This is a genomic window from Niveispirillum fermenti (assembly GCF_048066175.1).
GTDB lineage: Bacteria > Pseudomonadota > Alphaproteobacteria > Azospirillales > Azospirillaceae > Niveispirillum > Niveispirillum fermenti.
Window position 1 is genome coordinate 311729 of the sequence record NZ_JBLTXA010000004.1, and the last position, 24416, is coordinate 336144.

At 65.3% G+C, this 24416-nt stretch carries 1 protein-coding gene (cut by a window edge); it reads right to left on the minus strand.

The window, feature by feature from the left end; translation table 11 throughout:
• On the minus strand, positions 1 to 24416 hold the 3' portion of the coding sequence (locus ACM9LZ_RS06535) for an autotransporter-associated beta strand repeat-containing protein (protein WP_416618540.1). It continues 2668 nt past the right edge of the window; the window shows 24416 of its 27084 coding nt (coding positions 2669–27084); its start codon lies beyond the right edge, outside the window; its stop codon occupies positions 1 to 3.

A 24416-nucleotide genomic window follows, 5' to 3' on the forward strand; every position in this document is an offset into this window, starting at 1 on the left:
TCAGCGGGCAGCGATGGGGTGGGTGCCTGCCGGCAACCCGGACAGACTGTTCAGCAGGGCGAGGCCATCGCGATGGATGGCGGTCGTGGATGCGGCGCGGATGGCTGTGGAGACGGCCTGCTTGCCGACGGGCATGTCGGCAAGGGCGGCCTGCTGGTCGGCCAGGCGCAGGGTGAGGCGAATGGTTTCGCGCTGTCCGTCACGGGTGGTGGCGGTCAGTTCGATGATGATGCGGTCCGGTGTTCCGGGTGGCGGCCTGTCGCGCAAGGCCAGTGTCCCGGTGCGTGCGTCAAAGGCCAGCCAGGCGGGAAGCGGGCGCCCGCCCGCCAGACCGGCCGAAATCGCCAGGCCGCTGTCGTTCGTGGCGAAAGTGCCGGCCGGCAGGGTGTAGTGCCCCTGTCCCGTGGCGGGATCGATGCTGATGCGCCCGGTGATCCGGGGTTCCGGCGTGCGCAGATAGGGGCGCTCGCCGGGTTCGGGCAGGCGTGTGGCGACGAAGCCCGACGGCTCGCTGATCCGGAATTGGATACCATCGATACGGGCGGGGTCCAGCGGGTCGGTGCCGAGCGCCCGGCCGGTGATGAAGCCGGCCATGACGATCGGCTGCGCGCCCGCCTGCAGGGAGGCGGCGCCCATGTCGATGGCCGGCGCCACCATGAGAGGCGGTTCGATGCCTGTGTCATAATCCGCACCCGGCCCGCTATACGGCATGACCGGGGTGGGCAGAATGGCGACCGCATCCTGCGTGATGGTCAGCGTGACCGTGCGGCTGGCCGTGGCGCCCGCCGCATCGGTGGCCGTCACGGTGATGGTCCGCTGGCCGACACCGCCGAAATCGGGGATGCCGCGGATCGTGCCGGTTGCCGCGTCATAGGCCAGGCCGGGCGGCAGTCCGGTGATGGACAGCGTCAGACTGTCACCCAGATCGGGGTCGGTGAACAGGCCGGCGGGCAGGGTGTAGGCATAGGCTGCACCGGCCCGGCCGGCAGGCAGGGTCAGGGGCGTCGTGGTCGCGGTGGGCGCGTCGTTGCGACCTTCGATGGTGATGGTGAAGCTGGCGCTGTCCATGGCGCCATTGCTGTCGGTGATGGTGTAGCGGACGGTTTCGGTATAGGCGGCGCCTTCCGGCATTTCGCCATAGGCGCCGCTGGTATCGATGCTGTAGGTGCCGTCGGCCTGGATGGTGACGCGGGCCCCGGTCTGCAAGGTGATGGTGCGCCCGACCAGGGTGCTGTCGCCATTGATGGCCGTGATGCGGATGGTATCCCCGGCATCCGGATCGGTATCGTTGGCCAGCAGGCCCGTGGCGGCATTCGCGGTGACGGTGGTTCCCGCCGGTACACGGACGCTGTCATTGCCCGTCTGGGGAGCCTGATTGGCGATGACGGGCAGGTCGAGGGTCCGCGTCACGGCCGGTGTCGTTCCGTCGGTGACGGTGACGCTGAGACGTGCAGCCGTCGTTCCGGCCGGCGTGGTGGCGGTGAGGCCGGCCAGCGCCTGATTGACGGCACTGGTGGCGCCGGCCAGCACGACGGAACCATCGGCGTTGCGGGTGACAGTCAACCCCGCGACGGCGGGGACATCCAGAAGGGTGGCGCTGCCGGCCGACAGGCTGACGGTGAGGGTGGCGCTATCGCGGTCGGCGACGCTGATGCCGGTGATGCTGCCTGTCTGGCCGGCCCGCAGCGGATCGGGCTGGGCCGGAAGGCTGACGGTCGGCTGCGCCGCGACGGACAGGGTGAGCGTCCGGGTCGGATCGGGGCTGAGCGGATCGCTGTCGCCGGCCTGGATGGTGATGCTGGCGCTGGAGGCGTTCGCATCGGCGGTGATGGAAAGCCCCGCCAGGGTGGCGTTGATGTCGGCGACGGAACCCGTGATGCGCAGGGCACCGTTGCCGGCATCTGCGACATTGGCGCCGCCGACCGCCGATAGTGCAAGGGTGGCCCCGGCAGGGGTGAGGGTGACGGAGAGCGTGTCGCTGTCGGCATCACCGACCGTGATGCCGGCAAGCGGCTGCGAAATGCCTGCCGTGATGCGCCCGCTGTCAGGCAGGGTGATGGTGGGAGACTGCACGACGCGGATGAAGATCAGGTCGCTGTCATCGGGTGTGACGGCGTCCTGATCGCTGCTGGTGATGCGCAGGCTGGCCTCACGCACCGTGGTCAGCGCCGTGAAGTCGATGGTCGCCAGGCTGGCATTGACATCGGCGGTGCTGCCGGTGATGTGCAGGGTTCCGTCCGCATCGCGGGTCACCGTGGCGGTACCGAAGGTGCGCAGGGAAACCTGACCATTGGTGGGCTTCAACGTGACGGCCAGGGTCGGGCTGTCACTGTCGCGCACACCGACGCCGATGATCTCGGTCGCCACGCCGCCGACGATGGTCGGCTGCACGGGCAGGCGGTTCTCCGGTGCGGATGCAACGCGGATGGACAGGGTGCGGTCCAGGTCGGCCGTGGCGGGGTCGCCATCGCTGGCCTGGATGCGCAGGCTGCCCGTCCTGGCGCCCGCCTCGGGCGTGAGGACCAGCGTCGCCAGCGTGGCGTTGACGGCTTCCACGCTGCCGGTAAGGGTCGTGACACCGTTGATGCTGGTGATGCTGGCCGGTCCGATCAGCGCGATGAAGCCACCGGTGGGTGTCAGGGTGACGGTGATGCTGTCGCTGTCGCCGTCCAGGATGGCGATGGTCGGGACACGGGTACTGACCCCGGCCAGGACGGCCAGGCTGTCGGGTCCGCGATAGGTTGGCGTGGTGGGATCGTTGTCGATGATGAGTGCGCTGGCCGCGGCGGTGCGGATATCGGCGCCGTTGCTGGCATTGGACAGGGTCAGGGTGAAGCGTTCGTCGGCCTCGACGCTGTCGTCGCCGGAAACTTCGACGGTGATGGTCTTGACGCTTTCACCATCGGCGAAGGTGATGGTGCCGGACGGCAGGGTGCCGCCGAAATCAGCGGCGTTCAGCCCGCCATCGCCGGACACCGACCAGTCGACACTGGTCTGACCTGCCAGGCTGCCTGAACGGGTGACCTGGAAGCTGTAGCTGGTGGACTGGCCGCTGTCGCCTTCCCGTGCCGACGGGGTCAGCGCGGTGACGGCGATACGGGCCGGAACGATGGTGCCGACCTGTGCGGCGGCGATGGCCTGGTCCAGCGTCTGGCCGGTATAGGCGGTCAGGGCCGTGTCCAGGCTGCCTGCCGCGACGCCGGCCTTGATGGCCAGGGCCGCGTCGCCCTGTGCCACGACCTGGACCTTTGCCATGCTGGACAGACGGTCCAGCGCCGTGCCGGCCGCATCGCGGGCATCCATGATGCGGGCATTGGCCTGTGCCGCCAGGGTGGCCGTGCCGGCCGACATGCCATCGGAGAGGGCAAGGCCCAGCCGCTGTGCCGCATTGTCCAGGATGGCCTGCAACGTGGGCTGATGCGTCAGGTCGAGCCGCTCGCCGGTTCCAAGGGCGTTGATGGCATCACCCAGGGCGGCCGTGATGGCGTTGCCGGCGGCCCCGGCGGCCAGGGTCGTCCCGTCTGCCCCCGCGGTGGCGGTAAGCAGGCTGGCCCCCTGCACGAGCAGGATGGAAATGCCGTTGGCCTGCGCCTGGGCGTTCAGGGCGGCGGCAATGGTATCCGCGCTGGCGCCGGTGGCGGTGGCGGCGTCGATCGGGTCGGTATTGAACAGGTCGATACCCGGATCGATGCCCAGTGCGGCCCGGACGCTGTCCTGTGCCGCCGCGAAGGCATCGTTGTCGGCGGCCAGACCGGCCGTGCCGGCGATGGCGGTGGTCAGGGGGTTGATCACCGTGGCGCGTGGCGGCGCAACATAGATGCCGTCGAACGCGATCCCGGTGGAGATGTCGCGCCCGCCGACCATGATGTAGGGGCCGTCGCCGCCGCTGATCTCGTAATTGCCGGCGGCGTCTGTGGTGGCGCTCACCTCGCCGGCATCCAGGATGCCGTTGCGGTTGGCGTCGGCGAAGACCAGGGCGCCCTGGATATAGCCGTCGATGGTCTTGCCGCGGACGGTATTGACCAGGATGTCGGCAAGACCCAGCAGGTTCCCGCCACTGTCGCGGACCTGGAAGCTGTCGGCCGCCCGGTTGCCGGCGGCATCGCTGACGATACCGTCCAGGGTGCCGGCGATGGTGATGCCGTCGCGGTCGACATCACCCGGTTGGACCTCATAGGTGAAGGTCAGGCGATTGGTCCCGCTGCCGCCGGCAAGCGTGGCCGTCCGCGTGGTATCCCCGACCAGCAGGGTGATGCTGGCACCCTGGGACGCGGTGACCGCCTCGCTGAACAGCAGGGTGACGGACAGGTCGTCGCCGGGGAAATAGGTGCCGGCCGCCGGGACCTCCACGCCGGTGACGGCGGGGGGCGTGCGATCGGTGTCGCGGTCCAGGATCGTGGCGCTGGCGCTGGCCGGGTCGTTGACCCGGGGCGACAGGCTCAGCCCGTCATGGCGCAGGTTGTCCAGCGAGACGGTGAAGGTCTCGTCTCCTTCCGCGATGCCGTCGGCCATGACGTCGATGGTGATGATCCGGCTGCTTTCGCCGGCGGCCAGGGTGACGGTGCCGCTGGGCAGGATGCCGCCGAAATCATTGGCATCGATGCCGTTTCCGGCCTCTACCCGGTAATCGACGGTGATGGTGCCATTCGTGGCGGCATCGGTACCGGCGGTGCGGAATATCTCGAACGTGAACCGTGTGATGCCGCCTTCCAGGGGTTCGGCCTGGATGGAGGCCGTGCCGGGGGCGTTGCGGATCGCGACGATCTGCTCCTCGGCGATGACCACCTCGACCGCGCCGTTCAGTTCGCTCTGCCCGTCGGAGATGGTGTAGGTCAGGATCCCGGCATTGCCGGAGAAGCCGGTATCGACATCGAACTGAAGCAGGGTCAGTTCCTGCGGGGTGAGCGTGTCACCGACATTGACGATGCTGCCATCGCCCCGCAGGGTCGCGCCGTTGCCCGGCAGGCTGGTGATGGTGATGGTGAGCGGATCGCCATCCGGATCGACGGGCATGTCGATGGAAAGGCCGACCGCACCCGCATTGCGGGCGATGACCACCTGCTTGGGCTGTTCGACGATGGGGTCGTTGTTGATGCCGTCGATGGTGATGGTGACCGTGGCGGTCGCGCTGGCGCCGGCCGCGTCGGTGACGGTGTAGGTGAAGCTGTCGGTGGCTGTCTGCCCGCCCGACAGATAGTTGAAGGCACCATTGGGATCATAGCGATAGGTGCCATCGGGATTGACGGTCAGCCGTGCGCCGGAAGACAGGGTGATGGCGGTGCCGACCGCCACGTCGCTGCCATTGACGGCTGTGACGCGCAGGCTGTCGGTCTGGTCGGGGTCGGTATCGTTGGCCAGGACGGACGGACCCGCCAGGACGGACAGTTCGTTGGTGCGGCCCGTGTCGGCATTGGCAACGGGACCCTGGTTGGCGCCCAGGACGGCGATGTCCAGCACATAGGTCGCCGACAGGCCGGAGGCGTTGGCGATGCGTAGGGTCACCGCCACATTGCCCGCGTCGCTGGCGTCCGGCATGCCCGTCAGGGTGCCGGTCGCGGCATCGATGGCCAGCCAGGCGGGTGCGCCTTCCAGGCTGTAGCGGAGCTGGCTGGTGTCACCGGTCGGGGCATCGGGATCGCGGATGCTGCCCGCCGGGGGAGTATAGGTGAAGGCCGTCCCGGCCGTGGCCGTGGCGTTGTCGCGGATGATGCTGGTGACGGGTGCATCGGCGACGGGGGCAATGGTGATGTCGATGACGCGGCTGATCACCGTGCCGTCGGGGGCGGCGATGGTCAGGGTCACGCTGGTCTGACCGAAGGCGTCGGGCTGCGGCGTGACACGCAGGACGGGGCTGCCATCCACCAGATCGACGCCGGCCGAGGCGACAAGGGCGGGGTCCAGCCCCGACAGGCCGAAGGTGAACCGGTCCAGCGGCAGGCCCGCGCTGTCCAGTGGCAGGGGCAGGCCGGCCCCGGCCTCGTCCTCGGCCATGGTCAGCGGGCCCGTCTCTCCCAGCACGGGCGGGTTGGGGGCGACGATCAGATCCAGCTCGGTGGTAGCGGTCAGCGGGGCGGCACTGTTGCCGGCCGCGTCGGTGAGGGTCAGTGTAACGGTCAGGATGCCATCATTCAGGCCGGCCAGGGACGGCAGGGTGATGGTGCCGTCGGCGGCCAGGGTGCCGGCGCCCGTCACGGGGGCACCGCCGGCGGCGGACGTGACGGTGTAGGTGTAGGTTGCCCCCGTCTCCCCGCCGGTGATGGTCAGGGTCGGCTGGTCAGCCGCCGTAATGCGTTGCAGCGGGATGGACAGGGCGCCCGTGGGCGGGGTCGTGTCCAGTACCGCCGTCGCAGTGACGGGCTGGCTGATATTCCCGGCTGCGTCCGTCTGCTGGATGGTCAGGGTCAGCGTACCGTCGGCCAGCCCCGCCAGGGAGCCGGGTACCAGGGTCTGGCTGGTCGCGGTCCAGATGCCCGAGCCGGTGATGGGCGTCCCGCCGCCAGACGAGGTGATGGTGTAGCTGTAGCTGTCACCGATGGTCAGGCCGGTCAGGCCCACAGTGGTGGTGCCGGCCTGCGCGCCGCCGATGAGGTTGGTGGAGAAGCTGGCGTTGCCGCCGGGCGGGGTCGTGTCCAGCAGCGTGGTGGCCGTGACCTCCATACCCTTGTTGCCGTCCGCATCGGTCAGGCTGAAGGTCAGGGTCAGGGTGCCGTCGGCCAGGGCCGCCAGGGTGCCGGGGCTGATGGTCATGCCGGCATCCGTGACGGTGCCGGTACCGGTGACGCTGCCACCGCCGCTGGAGGTGATGGTATAGCTGTAGGTGGCACCGACTTCCGCGCCGGTCAGGCCGATGGTCAGGCTGTCGCGGCCCGCGGCATTGACCAGCGGGCTGGACAGGCCGACGGCATAACCGGCGGGCGCCTGATCGTCGATGATGGTGATGGTGACATCGCCGGTCCGGCTGAGATCGGGGGTACCGCCATCATAGCCGGTGATGGTCAGCGTATAGCTGCCGGGGGGTACATTGCCGGTGGCGACCACCCGGCCGTCGGTGATCGTGAAATAGCCGTCATTGTTGCCGCTGTCGATGGTGTAGCGGAACGGGCCCGGCCCGTCCGGATCGACCATGGTCAGGGTGCCGATGGTGCCGCCGTTGCCGGCCTCGCTCTGCGTGATCTGGCCGCCCGTCAGGGAAAGGCTGGTGGGCGCGTCATTGACGGGGGTGATGGTGACCGTGGTCAGGCCGGTGGCCGACAAGGCGCCACCGGTGCCCTGCGCGCCGGTATTGCCGTCGTTGAAGCTGGTGACCAGGGTGACGCTGGCCGGGGGTGCGCTGGAGCCGTTGTCGTAGGTGACGGCGCGCAGCACCTCCTGAACATTGCTGGCCGTGGCATTGGCGTTGAAGGAAAGGCTGAGCACCCCGCCCTCGTTCAGCAGCACGGTGCCGATGGTGGTGGAGCCCAGCACAAGCGCCTGACCCGACACCATGGTCGCAAGGCTGCCACTGGCGGCGAACCGGTCATCGGCGTTGGCGCCGCCTGCACGCTGCACTGTCAGCGTGGTGCCGGCGAAGCTGCCGGAACCCAGGTCGGCATCACTGATGGTGGCCGTCATGTTGATCGTGACGGCGGTCCCCTTCTCCGTGAAGTCGATAATATTGGCATAATTGCCCAGGACGGGAGCATCGTTGACGGGCGTGACGGTCAGGCTGAAGCTCTGGTTGCTCAGCGTGACGCCGTCCTTGTCCCCCAGGGTGAAGATGAAGCTGTCGCTGGCCTGTTCGGCGCCGTTCTGACGATACTTGACGCGCCCGGCATCGATATCGGCCTGGGTGAAGCTGTTCCCCAGCCCCAGCGCCTCGCCGTCATCGACAAGACCGTTGGCATTGCTGTCAACGAACAGGGTGCCGTGCGCGGGGAGGGTTGTCAGCGTGTAGCTGAGCTGGGCGGCCGTCGAGCCGTCCGGATCGCTGGACGACAGCACGGCCGTACCGATCGTGACGGTACCGTTCTCGGCAACCGTCGTGCCGGCATTGGTGTTCACGACGGGCGGGCGGTTGCCCATGATGGTGATATCGTTGCTGTCGCTGCCGCCGGCCATGTTCAGCAGGAAATTGCCCGTCAGCAGCGCGTTGGTGACCAGCGTGGTGGAATTGTTCACCACGGGATCGGCATCACCATTCGCGATCAGGGCGATGACATTGGCCTGCAGGCCATAACCGCCCAGCGCTGTGACGGTCAGCGACGCATCGGCACCGATGGTCACCGTTCCGGCCACATCCACCTGGTCATAGTCGGCGCCGGCGGTATCCTTGCCCTTGTGTTCGAACAGGGCAGCTCCGTTCAGCGTCAGGTTGCCGCCGACGGTCAGCTTGCCGACCCCGTCATTGGTACCAGCGACACCGGGCGCCAGCGTGGCGCCGTTGGCGATGGTCAGGTCGCCGGTGATGGTGCCGGTGCCGGCCAAGGTGGCGCCGCTGGACACGCTGGCGTTCCCGGCTACCGACCCGGTGATGGACAGGGTGCCGGCCGACACCGTGGTGTCACCCGCATAGCTGTTGCTGCCGGCCAGGGTCAGCGTGCCGGTGCCGGTCTTGGTCAGGTTGCCGCTGCCGGCGATGGTGCCGGACAGGGCAACGGTGTCGGCATTTTCGATGGTGCCGCCCTGATAGCCCAGCGTGATGCTGTTGCCGATGGTGGCGGTGCTGCCCGTCACGGCCAGCGTGCTGCCGGTCAGGGTCAGCTCGCCGCTGCCCAGGTTGGTTCCGTCGGTGATTGAAAGGGTGCCGGCCGACACCGTGGTGCCGCCCGTATAGCTGTTGGTGCCGGCCAGGGTCAGGTTGCCGCTGCCGGTCTTGGTCAGGTTGCCGCTGCCGGCGATGGTGCCGGACAGGGTAACGGCATTGGTATTGCTGACGGTACCGGTGCCGGCGCCCAGGATGATGGCATTGTCGATGGTGACGCCCGACCCCGTGATGGTCAGGCTGGCGCCATCCAGCGTCACGTCCCCGGCCAGCAGGTTTCCGTCACCCGCCACCGACAGGGTGCCGCCATCGATCATTGTGGCGCCGGTGCCGGTGTTGGTGCCCGACAGGGTCAGGGTGCCGGCGCCGGTCTTGGTCAGGTCGCCCGTGCCGGTGATGTTGCCCGACAGCGTGACGCTATCGGCATTGCTGATCCTGCCGCCATTGCTGCCCAGGGTGATGGCATTGTCGATGGTGACATTGCTGCCCGTCACCGTCAGGCTGCTGCCATCCAGCGTCAGTGTGCCGCCCACCATATTGGCCGCAGTAGCAATCGTCACCGTCCCTTCACTTGCGCTCAGCCCGCCGGTGGCAGTCTGTGTCCCCGCCAGGGTCAGCACACCCTCCGCGACCTTGCTCAACAAGCCGCTGCCTGAAATCACCCCCGACAGGGTGACGGCGGCGCTGTTGCTGATGGTGCTGTCGGAGGACAGGGTGATCGCGTTGTCGATGGTGGTGGCACCGGTGACGGCCAGCGTGCCGCCGCTCAGCGTCAGCGCGCCGCCGCCCAAGTTGCCATCGCCGGCGATCGACAATGTGCCGGCCGTCACCGACGTCGTGCCGGTATAGGTATTGCTGCCCGACAGGGTCAGATTGCCGGCGCCGGCCTTGGTCAGGTTGCCGCTGTCGGAGATGATGCCCGACAGTGTGAGGCTGGCGGCATTGCTGATGGTGCCGCCGCCGCTGCCCAGGGTGATGGCGTTGGCAAGCGTGCTGCTGTTGCCGGTAACGGCCAGCGTGCCGCCATTCAGCGTGATCTGCCCGCTGCCGATATTGCTTGCATCGGTGATGGAGAAGGTGCCGGTGTGCCCGGCGGTTGTCGCGATGCCACCGGTCCAGTTGCTGGCGGTGCCCGACAGCTTGACCGTCCCGTTCCAGGCGTTGGTCAGGGTATGGCCGTTGCCGCCATCGCTGATGCCGCCGGAGAATTCCAGCGTGATGTTGCCCGGATCGACCAGGGTATTGCCATCCAGCGTGACGGCACCGGTGAAGGTGATGTTGCTGGAGGCATAGGTGCCCATGATGGCGCCATACCCGTCACCGACGCCACTGACGACCACGTCGTTGGCGATGTCGACCGCATAGTTGAAGATCAACTGCGCGCCATCGCTGATGGTGAGCGTGCCATACACATTGCCGTTGCCGGCATCGGGCCCGCCCAGCGTGGCGGTGCTGCTCTGGATGACGATACCGCCTTCGTTGATGTTGGTGTCGCCGGTATAGGTATTGGCCGCCGTCACGTGCAAACGGCCGCTGCCGGTCTTGGTCAGCGATCCGTCGCCGCTGATGACGCCATTGAACACGACGATGGACGTTTCTATCTCGATCGTGCTGTCGCTGGCCAGGATCACATTGTTGGTGATCGGCGCGGAGAAGCTCAGATTGCCGCCGCTCAGCAGCCGCAGGCTGCCGCCATCCAGCGTGATGGCGCCGGTGCCCAGATGCGATGTGCGGGAAATGCCAAGCGTGCCACCGGTGATGCTGGTGCCGCCGCCATAGGTGTTGGCGCCATCGCCGGCCGACAGGATCAGTTCACCCGACCCGGTCTTGGTCAGGGCGCCCGCGCCGGTGATGGCGCCCGACAGGGTGACGGTGTGGGTATTGCCGACGGTGCCGCCATTGCTGCCCAGGGTGATAGCATTGTCGATGGTGGCGTCGCTGCCCGTCACGGTCAGCGTGCCATTGTTCAGGGTCAGCGTGCCGCTGCCCAGATTGCCATCGCCCGCCACCGACAGGGTGCCGCCGGTGATGGTGGTCGCGCCGGTATAGCTGTTGGTGCCCGACAGGATCAGCGTGCCGCCGCTCTGCTTGGTCAGGCTGCCGCTGCCGGTGATGTTGCCGGACAGGGTCGTCGTCAGTGTGGCACTAAGCGCCGCCGAGCCGTTCAGGACGATGGCGTTGTCGATCGTGCCGCCATTGTTGACGATGGACCAGGTCGTCCCATCCTCCAGCGTGACCGCATCGGAACCCAGATTGGAATCCAGCCCCGCCGACAGGCTGCCGGCACTGATGGTCAGGGTGGTGAAGCCCTGGCTGTTGCCGCCCAGCGACAAGGTGCCGGCCCCGTCCTTGGTCAGGCCGAAGGCACCGCCGATATTGTTCGACAGCGACAGGGTGGTATCGGCATCCGCTGCCGAAACCGTCGCTGCCGCATCCAGGGTGATGGCCCCCGTGATCGAGACGGTGCCGTTGCCCGACGCGACCAGCGCGCCGGCATTGTCCACCCCCGTGCCGCTCAGCGTCAGCGCCTCGGCGATGCTGATCCCGGCAGAAATCTGCAAGGTGGCGCCCGATGTGACGACCGTGCCGCCTGCGCTGGTGCCCAAAGCAGCGTCATTGCCCACCACCAGCGTGCCCTCCGACACCGTGGTGGTGCCGGAGTACGTGTTGGTGCCCGACAAGGTCAGCGTGCCTGCACCGGTCTTTACCAACGTGCCGCTGCCGATGGATTGGGAAAGTACACCAGAGAAGGTCGCCGAATTGTCTACCTGGATCGTTCCACCAGGGGCCGTGGCGGCCAGAATAACATTGTTAGTAATGGTGACGCCCGTGCCTGTGACCTGCAGGGTGGTGCCGGTGGCGATGGCAATATGGCCAGTGCCCAGATTAGCGCCACTTGTCACGCTGAGTGTACCGCCCTGGATCTGGGTGTTGCCAGTATAGGTATTGTTGCCTGACAGGGTAAAGGTGCCGGTACCCGCCTTGGTCAGCCCGCCGCTGCCCCCGGCACCATCCTGGATCACGCCGGAGAAACTGTTGGAGGTATCACCGCCCACCGTCAGCGTGCCGTCATTCAACGAGACAGTGCCCGCGCCCGACAATCCGCCCACGGTCTCGTTGTCCAGATACAGCAGCAGTTCGGCGCCCGCCGCCACCGTCACCGCGCTGGTATCGGCGATGGCAGCGCCGCCCTCAATCTGCAGCGTCCCAGCAGAAATCGTGGTTGTGCCAGTATAGGTATTGGCCCCGGTCAGGGTCAGGGTGCCCGTGCCCGTCTTGGTGATGCCGGCACCGGTGCCCGCGATCACGCCGGAGAAGACCGAATTGCTGTTGTCGCCGCCGACCGTCAGCTGGTAGGTCGGCGATTGGCTGGGATCCAACCCCAGATTGACCGTGCCCGCCCCCGCCAGGGACCCGATGGTTTCACCGCCGCCAGCGAGCGCCAGGATCGCCCCGGACGCCACCGTCACCGCGCTGGTGTCGCCGATCGACGCGCCGCCCGATACGGCCAGGGTGCCGGTCGAAACAGTGACCGCCCCGGTGTGGGTGTTGGTGCCCGACAGGGTCAGCACGCCCGCGCCCGATTTGGTCAGACCGCCGGTGCCGGAAACCACGCCGGACAGGGTCGCCTCATTGGCGTTGCTGATCGTGCCGCCATTGCTGCCGATAGCAATGGCATTGTCGATGGTCACGCCGCTGCCGGTCAGGCTCAGCGTACCGCCATTCAGCGTCAGCGTGCCGCTGCCCAGATTGCCATCGCCCGCCACCGACAGCGTGCCGCCGGTGATGGTGGTGGTGCCGGTATAGCTGTTGGTGCCCGACAGGATCAGCGTGCCGCCGCTCTGCTTGGTCAGGCTGCCACTGCCGGTGATGTTGCCGGACAGGGTCGTCGTCAGTGTGGCACTGAGCGCCGCCGAGCCGTTCAGGACGATGGCGTTGTCGATCGTGCCGCCATTGTTGACGATGGACCAGGTCGTCCCATCCTCCAGTGTGACCGCATCGGAGCCGAGATTGGCATCCAGCCCCGCCGACAGGCTGCCGGCGCTGATGGTCAGGGTGGTGAAGCCCTGGCTGTTGCCGCCCAGCGACAAGGTGCCGGCCCCGGCCTTGGTCAGGCCGAAGGCACCGCCGATATTGTTCGACAGCGACAGGGTGGTATCGGCATCCGCTGCCGAAACCGTCGCTGCCGCATCCAGGGTGATGGCCCCCGTGATCGAGACGGTGCCATTGCCCGACGCGACCAGCGCGCCGGCATTGTCCACCCCCGTGCCGCTCAGCGTCAGCGCCTCGGCGATGCTGATCCCGGCGGCGACCTGCAGGGTGGCGCCAGAGGATACGGTGGTGCCGCCGGCCGTGGTGCCCAGGGCCCCATCATCACCGGCCACCAGCGTACCCGCGGATACAGTGGTCGTTCCGGTATAGGTGTTGGTGCCGGACAAGGTGATGGTGCCGGCCCCGGTCTTGGTCAGATCTGCGGCACCCGTGATGGTGCTGCTGATGATGGCGGTGTCGGCGCTGCCATTGCTGAGGGTGAAGGCGCCTTCCATGGTGATGGTGCTGCCGCTGATGGTCAGCCCGTTGGCGCTGTCCAGATCCAGCGTATCACCCGCACCAACCGTCGCGCCGCTGCTCAGCGTCACGGTTGAATTGTCGGCCAGCTTGACCTTGATCGTATCTGCGCCGCCCTGTGCCACGCTGCGCGCCATGGCTTCGCGCAGCGAGAAGCCATCCGCCGCGTCGCCGTCGCCGTCGTCGCTGTCACTGTCCACATAGATGACATTGCTGGCGACTGTCACGTCGATGGTCGATGCGCCCCCATCGTTGCTATCGCGCAGCGTGAAGCGGATGATTGCATCGCCATAAGGGGTTTCGTTCGCATAGCCGATGGCGCGGGCCAGGGCTTGTACCCCTGCATCGGTCGCATTGTCGTTGAAGGTGAAGGTGAGCGTCCCGGTCACCGTATCATAGGACCAGGAGGCGAAACCGGTCCCGCCATCGGACACGCTGCCGCTGGAATCCTGGCCCTGTGTGATGCTGCCGGTGAAGGTCAGGCCATTGCCTGCCACAAAACTGAACAGGTCGTTCGGGCTGCCATCGGCTGTGCCGCCGGTGGTGACGCGCTGCAGGGTGAGGGTGCCGTCGTTCCAGTTGCCGTCACTGCTGCTGATGGTGGTCGCCGACAGCAGGCCGTCATCGGCATCGTCCAGCGCGACGCTCCCGTCTCCGTTGAGCTCCACGACGGGACCTGGACTGTCGAAGAGGGTCACATCATTGCCGCTGCCGCCGGCATAACCGACCAAATAACGCTTTCCGTTGCTGGTCAGCACCTCACCTTCGGCGACGCCGTCCACCACGCCGCTGACGGTGCCGCTGCCCTGCTGGTCGATGACCACGAAGGTGTTGCTGCCGGAGGTCGAATGAGTGGTGTCGAAGCTGCTGTCGGCCCCCAGCGTCACGCTGCCCGATTTGACCACCACCTGGTCATAGCCCGTGCCCGCCGTTGCCCCGGCCAGATCAAGCTTCAGCGTGCCGTTCAGGATCAGGTTGGCCCCGGTATCCAGGGTCAGCGTTCCAGCGCCGTTATTGATACCATCCACCCCCGGCGCCAGCGTGCCGCCGCTGTCGATGGTGACAGAGGCTGCGAGGGTGCCGTTACCCGACAGGGTGCCGCCGTTCTTGACGGTCAACCCGTTGGTGGCGCTCACGGTGGCGCCGCTGCCGACCTGCAGGGTGCCTGCGTCGACCGTAAGGGAGATGAGGCTGGTATTACCGCCGTTCAGGATAAGCGTGCCGGTGCCCGACTTGCCCAGCGTGCTGTTGCTGCCGGCGATCCCCTGCATCAGTGTGACGACGACGCCAGTATCGGCTGTAATCGTGCCGTTGTTGACACCCAGAATGATCTCGTTGTCGATCGTGGTGCTGGATGTGACCGTCAGCGTCCCGTCATTCAGTGTCAGGCTGCCGTTGCCGAGGTTGCTGTCGCTGGCCACTGACAGGGTGCCGCCGCCCTTCACGTGGGTCGCGCCATCATGGCCGGTGCCGGACAGGGTCAAGGTACCCGACCCTTCCATGATCAGGGTGCCAGTACCCTGGAGGCTGCCGGAGAAGGTGGTGGATGTGTTGTTGATGCCGATGGTGAGTTCGCTTGTTCCGAGCGAAACCGTGCCTGCGCCTGCCAGGGATGCCAGGGTCTCGTCCTGTGTCAGCGTCAATGTACCGGCGGCCCCCACGGTCACCGCGCTGTTGTCGCTGATCGCGCCGCCGGCGCGGTTCAGCGTGAGGCCGCCACCATTGACGGTGGTGGTGCCGGTATAGCTGTTGTTGCCGCTCAGCGTGAGAGTGCCGGTGCCGGTCTTGATCAGGCCGCTGCCGCCATTGCCCCCGCCGATCACCCCGCTGAATGTCGTAATGGTCGATTGATTGACCGTCAGCGTGACATTGTTGCCCAGCGACACGTCCGTACCGGCCGTGCCGTTACCCGAAAGGGCGCCGATGGTCTCGCTGCTGTTGACCTGCAGCACGCCGGAACCGGACAGGGTGACGGCGCTGTTGTCGCCGATGGCGGAGCCACCCGATGCGATCAGGGTGCCGGCTTCGATATCGATGGCGCCGCTATGCGTGTTGGTGCCCGACAGGGTCAAAGACCCCGCACCGGCCTTGGTCAGACTGCCGGTGCCGGAAATCACGCCCGACAGAGTGACGGCGTTGGCGTTGCTGACGGTGCCGCCGCCATTGCCCAGGGTGACGGCGTTGCTGATGGTGGCATTGCTGCCCGTCACGGTCAGCGTGCCGTTGTTCAGCGTCAGCGTGCCGGAACCCAGATTGTCGCCGTCCACCACGCTGAGAACGCCCTTGGTGACAGAGACGGCGCTCATGCTGTTGGTGCCGGACAGGATGACCTTGCCAGTACCGTTCGAATTGATGGTCAGGCTGCCATTGCTGACGGCGCCGCCGAAGGTCAGGTCGACAGTGAGGCCGTTATCGACGGAACGGCTGGCATTGCCCAGATCGACCGAGCCGGACAGGGTGAGGGCGTAGGAACCCGCCAGGGTCATGTTGCCGCCCAGCACCACGGCGTTGGTCAGTGTGCGGGCGGCCAGACCGGCGCGGACCTTGCCGCCATTGATGGTCAGGGTGCCGGTGCCGGCGGCGCTGTCGGTATTGAACTGCAGAATGCCGCTGTCCAGCGTGGTGCCGCCGGTATGGGTGTTGCTGCCGGAAAGCGTCAGGGCCTTGCCGGCATTGGTGCTGGTCGCGGTCAGCTTGCCGCTGCCGCTGATGGTACCCGACAGGTTTGCGCTGCCCGATGACAGATCCACTGTACCACCGCCGGTGCCCAGCGAGATGGCCTTGGAATAGCTGATGTCTGTCGTGCCGGCCAGCGTGCCGCCATCCAGGGTCAGGCCCGAGGTGGTCGAGATGGAGGACGCGCCGACCGCCAGCGTACCACCTGTGATACTGAGCGCGCCGGTCAGCGTGTTGGTCGCCGACAGGGTGATGGTGCCCGCACCCGTCTTGGTCAGACTACCCGAGCCGGCAATGACGCTGCTGATCGTCGCCGTGTCGCTGGTTCCGTTCGAGAGGGTCAGCGTATTGCCCGCAACGATGGTCAGTGTGCTGCCCGCGATGGTCGCCCCGCTGGCGGCGTCGGCATCGATGGTCAGGCTTTCGCCGAGCGACAGATTACCGGCCAGAGTCAGGGTGGTGCCGGCCAAGGAACCGGCGAGCACAATGGTCTGTGTGCCGGTTGTATCCGCGGCGGCAATCGCCACGGCTTCGCTGAAGCTGACACCGTCGGTCACGTCGATGGTGGCGGTGTCAGTGGCGTTTGTTACAAAGATCGTGTCGCTGGTGACGGTCACATCGGCCGTGGACGATTCCCCGCGACCATCGCTGAGCGTGAAGCGAATGATTGTATCGCCGGTCGGCGTGTCGTTGCGATAGGTGACGCGACCCGTGATTTCCTGCACCAGGGCAGTCGTGGCATTGGCGTTGAAGGTGATGGTCAGCACGCCGTTGCTGTTGGTGTAGCTGCCAATTGTCTGGCTGTTGGACACCAGATCGGTGCCGCTGGTGCTGATGCCGGACCCTTCCAGGTCGAAGCCGAAAACATCGCTGGTCAGCGCATTGTCCTTGCGCTGAATGGTGAGAGTGGCCGCGTCCCAGTTGCCGGCCAGATCATTTTCCACGTCACTGATGGTCACATCGTTGGACGCATCCAACCCGATGGTGCCCCCGACACCGGCCCAGGCGACGCTGTCACCCGCAAGGTTGGTAATCACCGGCGCATTGTTTGCCGGCGCTGTCAGGGTGAAATTATTCCCGGTACCGCCGGGCCCCGTGTAAGAGGCCGTCAGTACAGTGCCATTACCGCCTGCGGTAACAGTGCCGCCTTCGGCTACGCCGGTAAAGGTGCCGGTGATGGCATCGATGGTCGGCATGGCGTCATCATTGCTGATGATCACATATTGGTCCAGGCTGTCGGCAGCGTAAGAATGCGTGGCGGAAATCACCGCATTGGTCACCGATACCGTGCCATTGACCACCACCTGGTCATAGCCCGTACCAGCCGTGGCGCCGGCGATGTCAACGGCCAGGGTGGCGCTGGTCTGTATCTCCAGATTGCCATTGATGGTCAGTGTGCCGACGCCATTATTGGTGCCGGCGACACCCGGCGACAGGGTGGCGTTGCTGCCGATTGTCACCTGATTGGTTGAGTTGGCGGCAAAAATGGTGCCGGTGCCACCCAGCGTCGCACCGCTCGACAAGGAAACGGCCGATGTGCCACCCAGCGAACCGGTGACCAGCAGGGTGCCGCCAGTGATATTTGTGTTGCCTGTATAGGTGTTGACCCCGCCGAGTGTCAGCGTGCCGGCGCTGACCTTGGTGAGGCTAAAGGCACCGCTGACGGCCCCGCTGAGGGTCAGGCTGGCATCCGAGGCCGCGCCGATCTGGCTGGCGGCGGACATGGTGACAGTGCCGCTGAGCGTGGCACTGCCGCTATCGACCCGCAATGCCCCGGTGTTGGAAATCCCGGTGCCGGCAATGGTGATATTTTCAGCCACCGTGACGCCATCGGCCAGGGCGAGGGCGCCACCGCTGCCTATGGTCGTGGTGCCGGTGGTGTTGCCCAGCGCATTATTGTGACCGGCGACCAGCGTACCGGCGTTAATGGTGATCCCGCCACCATGGTTGCTGTTGTCGCCGGTCAGGGTCAGCGTGCCCGTGTTCATCTTGACCAGTAGAAAATCACCACTGATGACGCCGCTGAGCGTCAGGTTGGCGCTTGGTCCGGCTGCGATAATTGTATTGCCCGTCAGCGTGACAGTGCCGCTGACCGTTGCGGTGCCGCTGCCGATCAGTGCGCCGGTAGTGCTGATGCCGGTGCCGGTCAAAGTCAGGTTTTCCGCCAGGGTGACGCCATCGGCCACATTCAGCGTGGCGCCGCTGGTAACCGTGGTGCCGGCGCCGCTGCTGCCCAGCGCCGTGCTGTGGCCTGCCACCAATGTGCCGGCTGAAACACTGGTTTCCCCGGTATAGGTGTTGGCACCGGTCAGAGTCTGGGTGCCACCACCGGCCTTAATCAGTCCGCCCGAGCCGGAAATGACGCCCGAGAAGGTGCCGGAGCCACCACCCGAACCCAGGGCCAGTATGTAACTGCCCAGCGTGACACTGCCAGCACCGCTCAACACACCGATGGTCTCGGTGGCATCCAACGCAAACGTGGCGCCGCTTTCCACGTTCACAGCGCCATTATTGAAAAGGGCTTCCCCACCGCTGATGGCAAGCGTGCCGGCGGAAATGGTGGTGGCGCCGGTGTAGGTGTTGGTGCCCGACAGGGTGATCGTGCCGGCCCCGGTCTTGGTCAGCCCCAGATTGTTGCCGGCAATCACCGTGGAAATGATTGCCGTGTCGCCGGTGCCGTTGCTGATGCTCAGCGTGCCGCCCAGGGTCAGCGTGCTGCCGGCGATGGTCAGTCCATTGGCCCCGTCCAGGTCCAGCGTATCGTCCACGCCGCTGGTCACACCGCTGCCCAGCGTGATGGTGGAATTATCGGCGAGGACCACCTTGATCGTATCCGCCCCGGCTTGCGTCACACCGCGGGCCAGTGCTTCCCGCAGACTGAAGCCGTCGGCGGCATTGCCGGTTGCATCGTCGCTGCTGCTATCGACATAGATCAGGTTGCTGGTCACCGTCACATCGGCGGTGGCGCTATTGCCGGTTCCATTGTCGACGGTCACGCGCAGGGTGGCATCGCCATAGGGTGTGTCATTGGCATAGGTGATGCGCTGCACCACCTGCTGCACCAGCGCCGTGGTGGCGGCATTGGTGCCGGTGAACGTGACCGTCAGTACGCCGCCAGCATTGGTGACGGTGGCGAATTCCGTGTCACCATTGACAGTGCGCAGCTTGCCATCGGTCAGGATGAAATCGGCGCCCGTGGTGTCGAACGCGAACACATCATTCACCGTTGCGTCCGCCGTGCCCCCGGTTACCCGCTGCACTGAAACGCTGGCGCCGGCCCAATCGCCGGCCCCGCCATTAAGCGCATCCAGCGTCGCTTCATTGACCATCGCAGCAGTGCCGCTATCCAGCCGCACCGGCGTACCCACCGTCAGCGCCACGCTGTCACCCGACAGGTCGGTCAGGGTGGGGGCGGTGCCCAGATAGGTCAGCACCACATCATTACCATCGCCGCCGGTATAGCTGATGCTGAACTGGCCCGCGTCGCCGGTGAAGGTTGCCCCTTCTGCCAGGCCGGCGAAGGTCCCGACAACCGCGTCATTGTCGGTTTTGTTGATGATCGTATAGGTCGTGCCGGCGGAAAGCGTCGGCGAACCGATGACGGACACATTCAGCGTTACGCCATCAATGACTGTAAAGCCTGCGGCTGTAATTTGGTCGAAATCCGTGCCCGGGACAGTATCGGAGCTGGCAATTTCAACATTGAAAGCTGAGCCGCTGGAAAAAATTACTGAACTGTTAGCCGTTATCAAGCCGGGGCTGTTGCCTGGTGACAATATGCCGTCACTATACACCGTGATGGCACCCGTGATCTGGGCTGAGCCGCCCAGCGTTCCGCTGTTGACGATGATGCTGTATGCCTGAAAGCTTGCATCATTGATCAGCACGGTTCCGGCGTCAATTTGCAGGCTTTGGCTGATGTTGGAACCGCTGGTGGCCAGTGTAAGGGTGCCAGCGCCGATCTTGTTGAAGCCCCCACTCGTGGAGGAGATACTACCCGACAGCGTTGCTGCATCGCCGGTCGCCACCGAAATGGTGGCCAAACCGGTTAGAACCACGGCATTGTCGATATTGATGGTTGTGCCCGTCAGCGTCAGGGTCGTGCCGCCGGCCAAATTGAGTTGGCCAGTACCGATATTGGCATCCGCACCGATGCTGAGCGTGCCGCTGCTCAAGGTGGTTTCAATGTGGCTGTTGGTACCGCTCAACACCACCGTGCCGGCGCCGACCTTGGTCAGATCGAAGTTGCCGGAAATATCGCCGGTAATGGTCAACACATCGCCGCCGACATAGGCGCCGATATCCGCATCGCCCGCCAGGGTGATGTTGCCGCTGATCGTGGCGCTGCCGGTATTCACCTTCACCGCGCCAATGCCGTTACTGACACCGCCACCGCTGATGGTCAGGTCTTCGGCAATTGTCAGCCCATCAAGAATGCGCATGGTTGCACCGTCGGCCACGGTGGTGCCAGCGTCATTGGTGCCCAGCGCATTGTTATGCCCAACAATCAGCACACCGGTAGAAACCGTTGTGGCCCCTTGATAGGTGTTGTTGCCTGACAGGGTCAGGGAACTGGTGCCGGTCTTGGTCAGGTTGCCTGCGCCGCTGATCACACCGGACAGGGTCAAGGTGCCGGCGGTGTTGATCGTGCTGTCCGCCGCGATGGTGATGTCCTTGGTCAGCGTGGTGGCGCTGGTCACGCCCAACGCGCCGCCATTCAGCACCAGCCCGCCCGCACCCAGATTGGCATCGGCGGAAACCCCCAGGGTACCATCATCCACCACAATGCCGCCGGTCAGGGTGTTGGTGTTGCCCAGCACCAACGTGCCCGATCCCACCTTGTGGAAAGGGCCACTGCCCGAAATAACCCCACCAAGGGTCAAGGTGCCGGAACCGGTTACGCGAATGGCCAGCGGCGTGCTGTCGATGCTGGAATCAGAGACGGAGATATTGTTTGCCAGGGTAAAGTTGGAGGATGAAGCTGTGGTCAGGGTGCTCGCAAGGTCAGAATGCGTATCTTCAATGGTCAAAGCGCCGGTGCCCAAACTATTGGCGCCGGCAATTTGCAATGTACTGCGGCGAATCGTGGTGCCGCCGCTATAGGTGTTATCACCGGTCAATGATACTGCGCCGGCACCGTTTTTGACCAGAATTCCATCACCTGAAATAATGCCGGATAACGTCAAAATATTTGAAGATGCGTTACCCGTCACGGAGAAGATATTTTGTCCACTATTGAGCACTATCGAATTGTCAATAGTTGTCATGCCACTGCTGGAAAGGGTGGCGCCTTCCAGCGTCAGCGTGCCGGCGCTCAACTGATCATCATTGGTGATGATCAGTGTGCCTGCCGTTACGGTTATGCCGCCGCTCATCGCGGCTTCGTTGCCGGTATTGGATAAGGTTAGAGTCCCGTTGCCGGTCTTTGTCAGCGTGCCAGCCCCCGACAACAGGCCCGAAATGGTTAAGTTATTCGTGTGCGAGAGGGTGCCATTTTGATTGGTCGTGGCAACCGCATTAGCCAGAGTGGCGTTAGAGCCGGTATAAGTCAGCGTACCGTCGTTCAGCGTAATTGTACCGGTACCCAGGCTGCCGACATTGGCAACACTAACCGTACCGCCGGAAATCGTTAACCCGCCATCGAAGCTATTGCTGGCCGCCGAGAGTACCAGCGTGCCATCGTCAACTTTGGTCAGCCGATAGCTGTTCGTGCCATCGGAAATTGTACCGCTGATGGTGAAGGTCGCGCCCGTTCCTACGCCGATTGAAGCATCCGCCGACAGGGTGATGCTGCCGGACACGCTTGCCCCCGCGCCCCCAACCAATGCGCCCCCGCTGCCAACGCCCGTGCCAATGAGGACCAGGCTTTCAGCAATCGAGATCGAATCCGCCACCCGCAGCGTTGCGCCGTTGCGGACCTCGGTAACGCCATCAGTGGTGCCCAGGGCATTGGCATGCGCAACAACCAGGGTGCCGGCCTCAACGATGGTGGCGTCGTTGTGCGTGTTGTTGCCGGACAATATGACCGTACCGGCATCGAATTTGCTCAAGGCGTTGTCGGTGCCGCTGATCTCGCCGCTGATGGTGAAGGTGTTGCCCGAGGTGGCGGCGATCGATGCGCCCCCGGCGCCCAGGGTGACGTTGCCGGCCATCACCGCGCCATCGCCACCCACCAGCGCGCCCTGGTCATCGACCCCGGTACCGGTGATGTTCACCGCCTCTGACAGGGTGATGCCGGCATCGATCTTCAGCGTAGCGCTATCCTGAACCGTGTTGGTGCCGCTGGCTGAACCCAAAGCATTGGCATGGGCCAAAACCACAATGCCCGTACTGACGGTGAAATTGCCGTCAAACGTATTATTGCCGCTAATAATAACCGTGCCGTCACCGCTCGCCATCAGGCCGAAGCTCGAGCTGCCATCGCTGATAATGCCAGACAGGGTCAGGCTGCTGTCGCTGCCAAACGGAAGCAGTTGAGAATGGCCGGTCAGCGTTATGCTGCCGCTGGCCGTGGCGGTTCCATCTTGGACAACCCCCAAACCACCGCCGGCAAGGATCAGGTCTTCGGCCAGCGTGATGCCATCGGCCAATAGCAGTTCGGCGTTCAGGTTGACACTGGTGCCGCCATCCAGGTTCGCGATGTTGTCGCCCAGCGCGTTGGCATGACCAGCGATCAGCGTGCCGGCGGAAACCGTCGTGTGGCCGTAATAGCTGTTGTCACCCGTCAGGGTCAGTTGACCAGAACCGGCTTTAATCAGCGAGCCGATGCCAGAAACAGCGCCCGACAGTGTGACCGCTGTGCCGCTGCCAACATTGACCGTTGAGGCAGCGCTCACGCTGAAATCATTTGTCAAGCTGGCGTTGCCAGTAATCTCCAGCGTCGATGTATCCATCGTCCAGATGGCACCAGTGCCGACATTGCTGCTGCCGGCGATGCTCACCGTGCCGCCATACAGCGTCAAGCGGCCTGAATAGCTGCTGTTGGTGCCACTGAGGGTCAGTTTGCCGCTGCCCTCTTTGGTCAGACCGCCGCTGCCCGACAGGGTACCGGCAAAGGCGAAATCACTGGAGTTGTTGCGGCCAACTGTGGTGGTGGTGTCCAGCACAACGCTGCCGTCACCGGTCAGCGACTTCAGCGCGTTGGCGCTGTTCAGTGTCAGGGTGCTACCGGTCGCCACGGAAACATCATTTGCGCCATCGGCCAGAGAGCCCGTGCTGGCCAGGGTCAGCCCGCCGGCCGACAGGGTAACGGCACCGGTAAAGCTGTTCTGGCCGGCAAGCGTCAGCGTGCTGCTGCCCGTCTTGGTCAGCCCGCCCGTGCCGCTCATCACGCCGGAGAAGGTGGTGTCGGTGCTGCCGGCGGTGGTCAGGGTGTAGCTGCCCAGCCCGACATTTCCGTCCCCCGACAGGCCCTCCAGGAGGGACAAGGCGCCCGTCAGGGTCAATGTGGCCCCCGACGCGACGCTGACCGCGCCGCCATCCAGACTGCCTTGGGCCGCGACCGTGCCCGCCAAAATCGAGAAGGGCCCCGACAAGGCACCGTTATTGCCGGCGTTGGTCAGCGCCAGCGTGCCGGCCCCCGCCTTTGTTAGACCGACGCCGCCATTCTCCAAGCCCACCACGTTGAATGTGACACCCGTGGCGACATCAAGAGTGCCGCCACCGGCTTCCATTTTGATGCCTCGATCAGCCGAGACATTGGCCGTGACCGACAGTGTGCTATCGGTCCTCAAAACCATTGTGGTATCGGTGCCGAGCGCGCCGGCCGAACCCGCCGTCAGCGTCCCAGCCTCGATATCCACCAGATAGATCAACGAGTTGGTGCCCGTCAGCACCAGATTGCCCGCGCCGGTTTTGATCAGCTTATTGTTGTTGTCTGTGAGCACGCCGGAAATGGTCAGGCTCGCCCCGCTGGCGGCACCGATTGATGTGCCATCGTAAGTGACAGCGACGTTACCCGTAACCACGGAATCGACGCCGCCAATCAGCGCGCCGGCATCGCCAACCCCGGTGCCGCTCAGATTGATGTTTTGTCCAACCGTCACATTATCGGCCAGCTTCAGCGATGCGCCGCTGTTGACGGTTGTGGTGCCAGAACCGCCGCCCAGGGCGTTATTGTGCCCCGCCACCAGCGTACCGGCGGAAACGGTAATCGCACCTTCAAGATCAAGATTACTGGCGGACAGGGTCAGTTGTGCCGTGCCCGCCTTGGTCAGGCTGGCAGAAGACCCCCCCATAAAGTAGCCCGAAATGGTGGCGTCGCCAGTGGTGGTGATGGTGGCGCTGGCGTTCAGTGAGACGTCGCCGGTCAGCGTGCCGCCCGCCAGCGACAGGTTGCCGCCGGACAGGGTCAGAATGCTGCTGATCATGCCGCCATCAGCCAGGGCCAGCGTGCCCGCCGCAACGTCAAAAAAAGCAGTGGGGTGGGCCG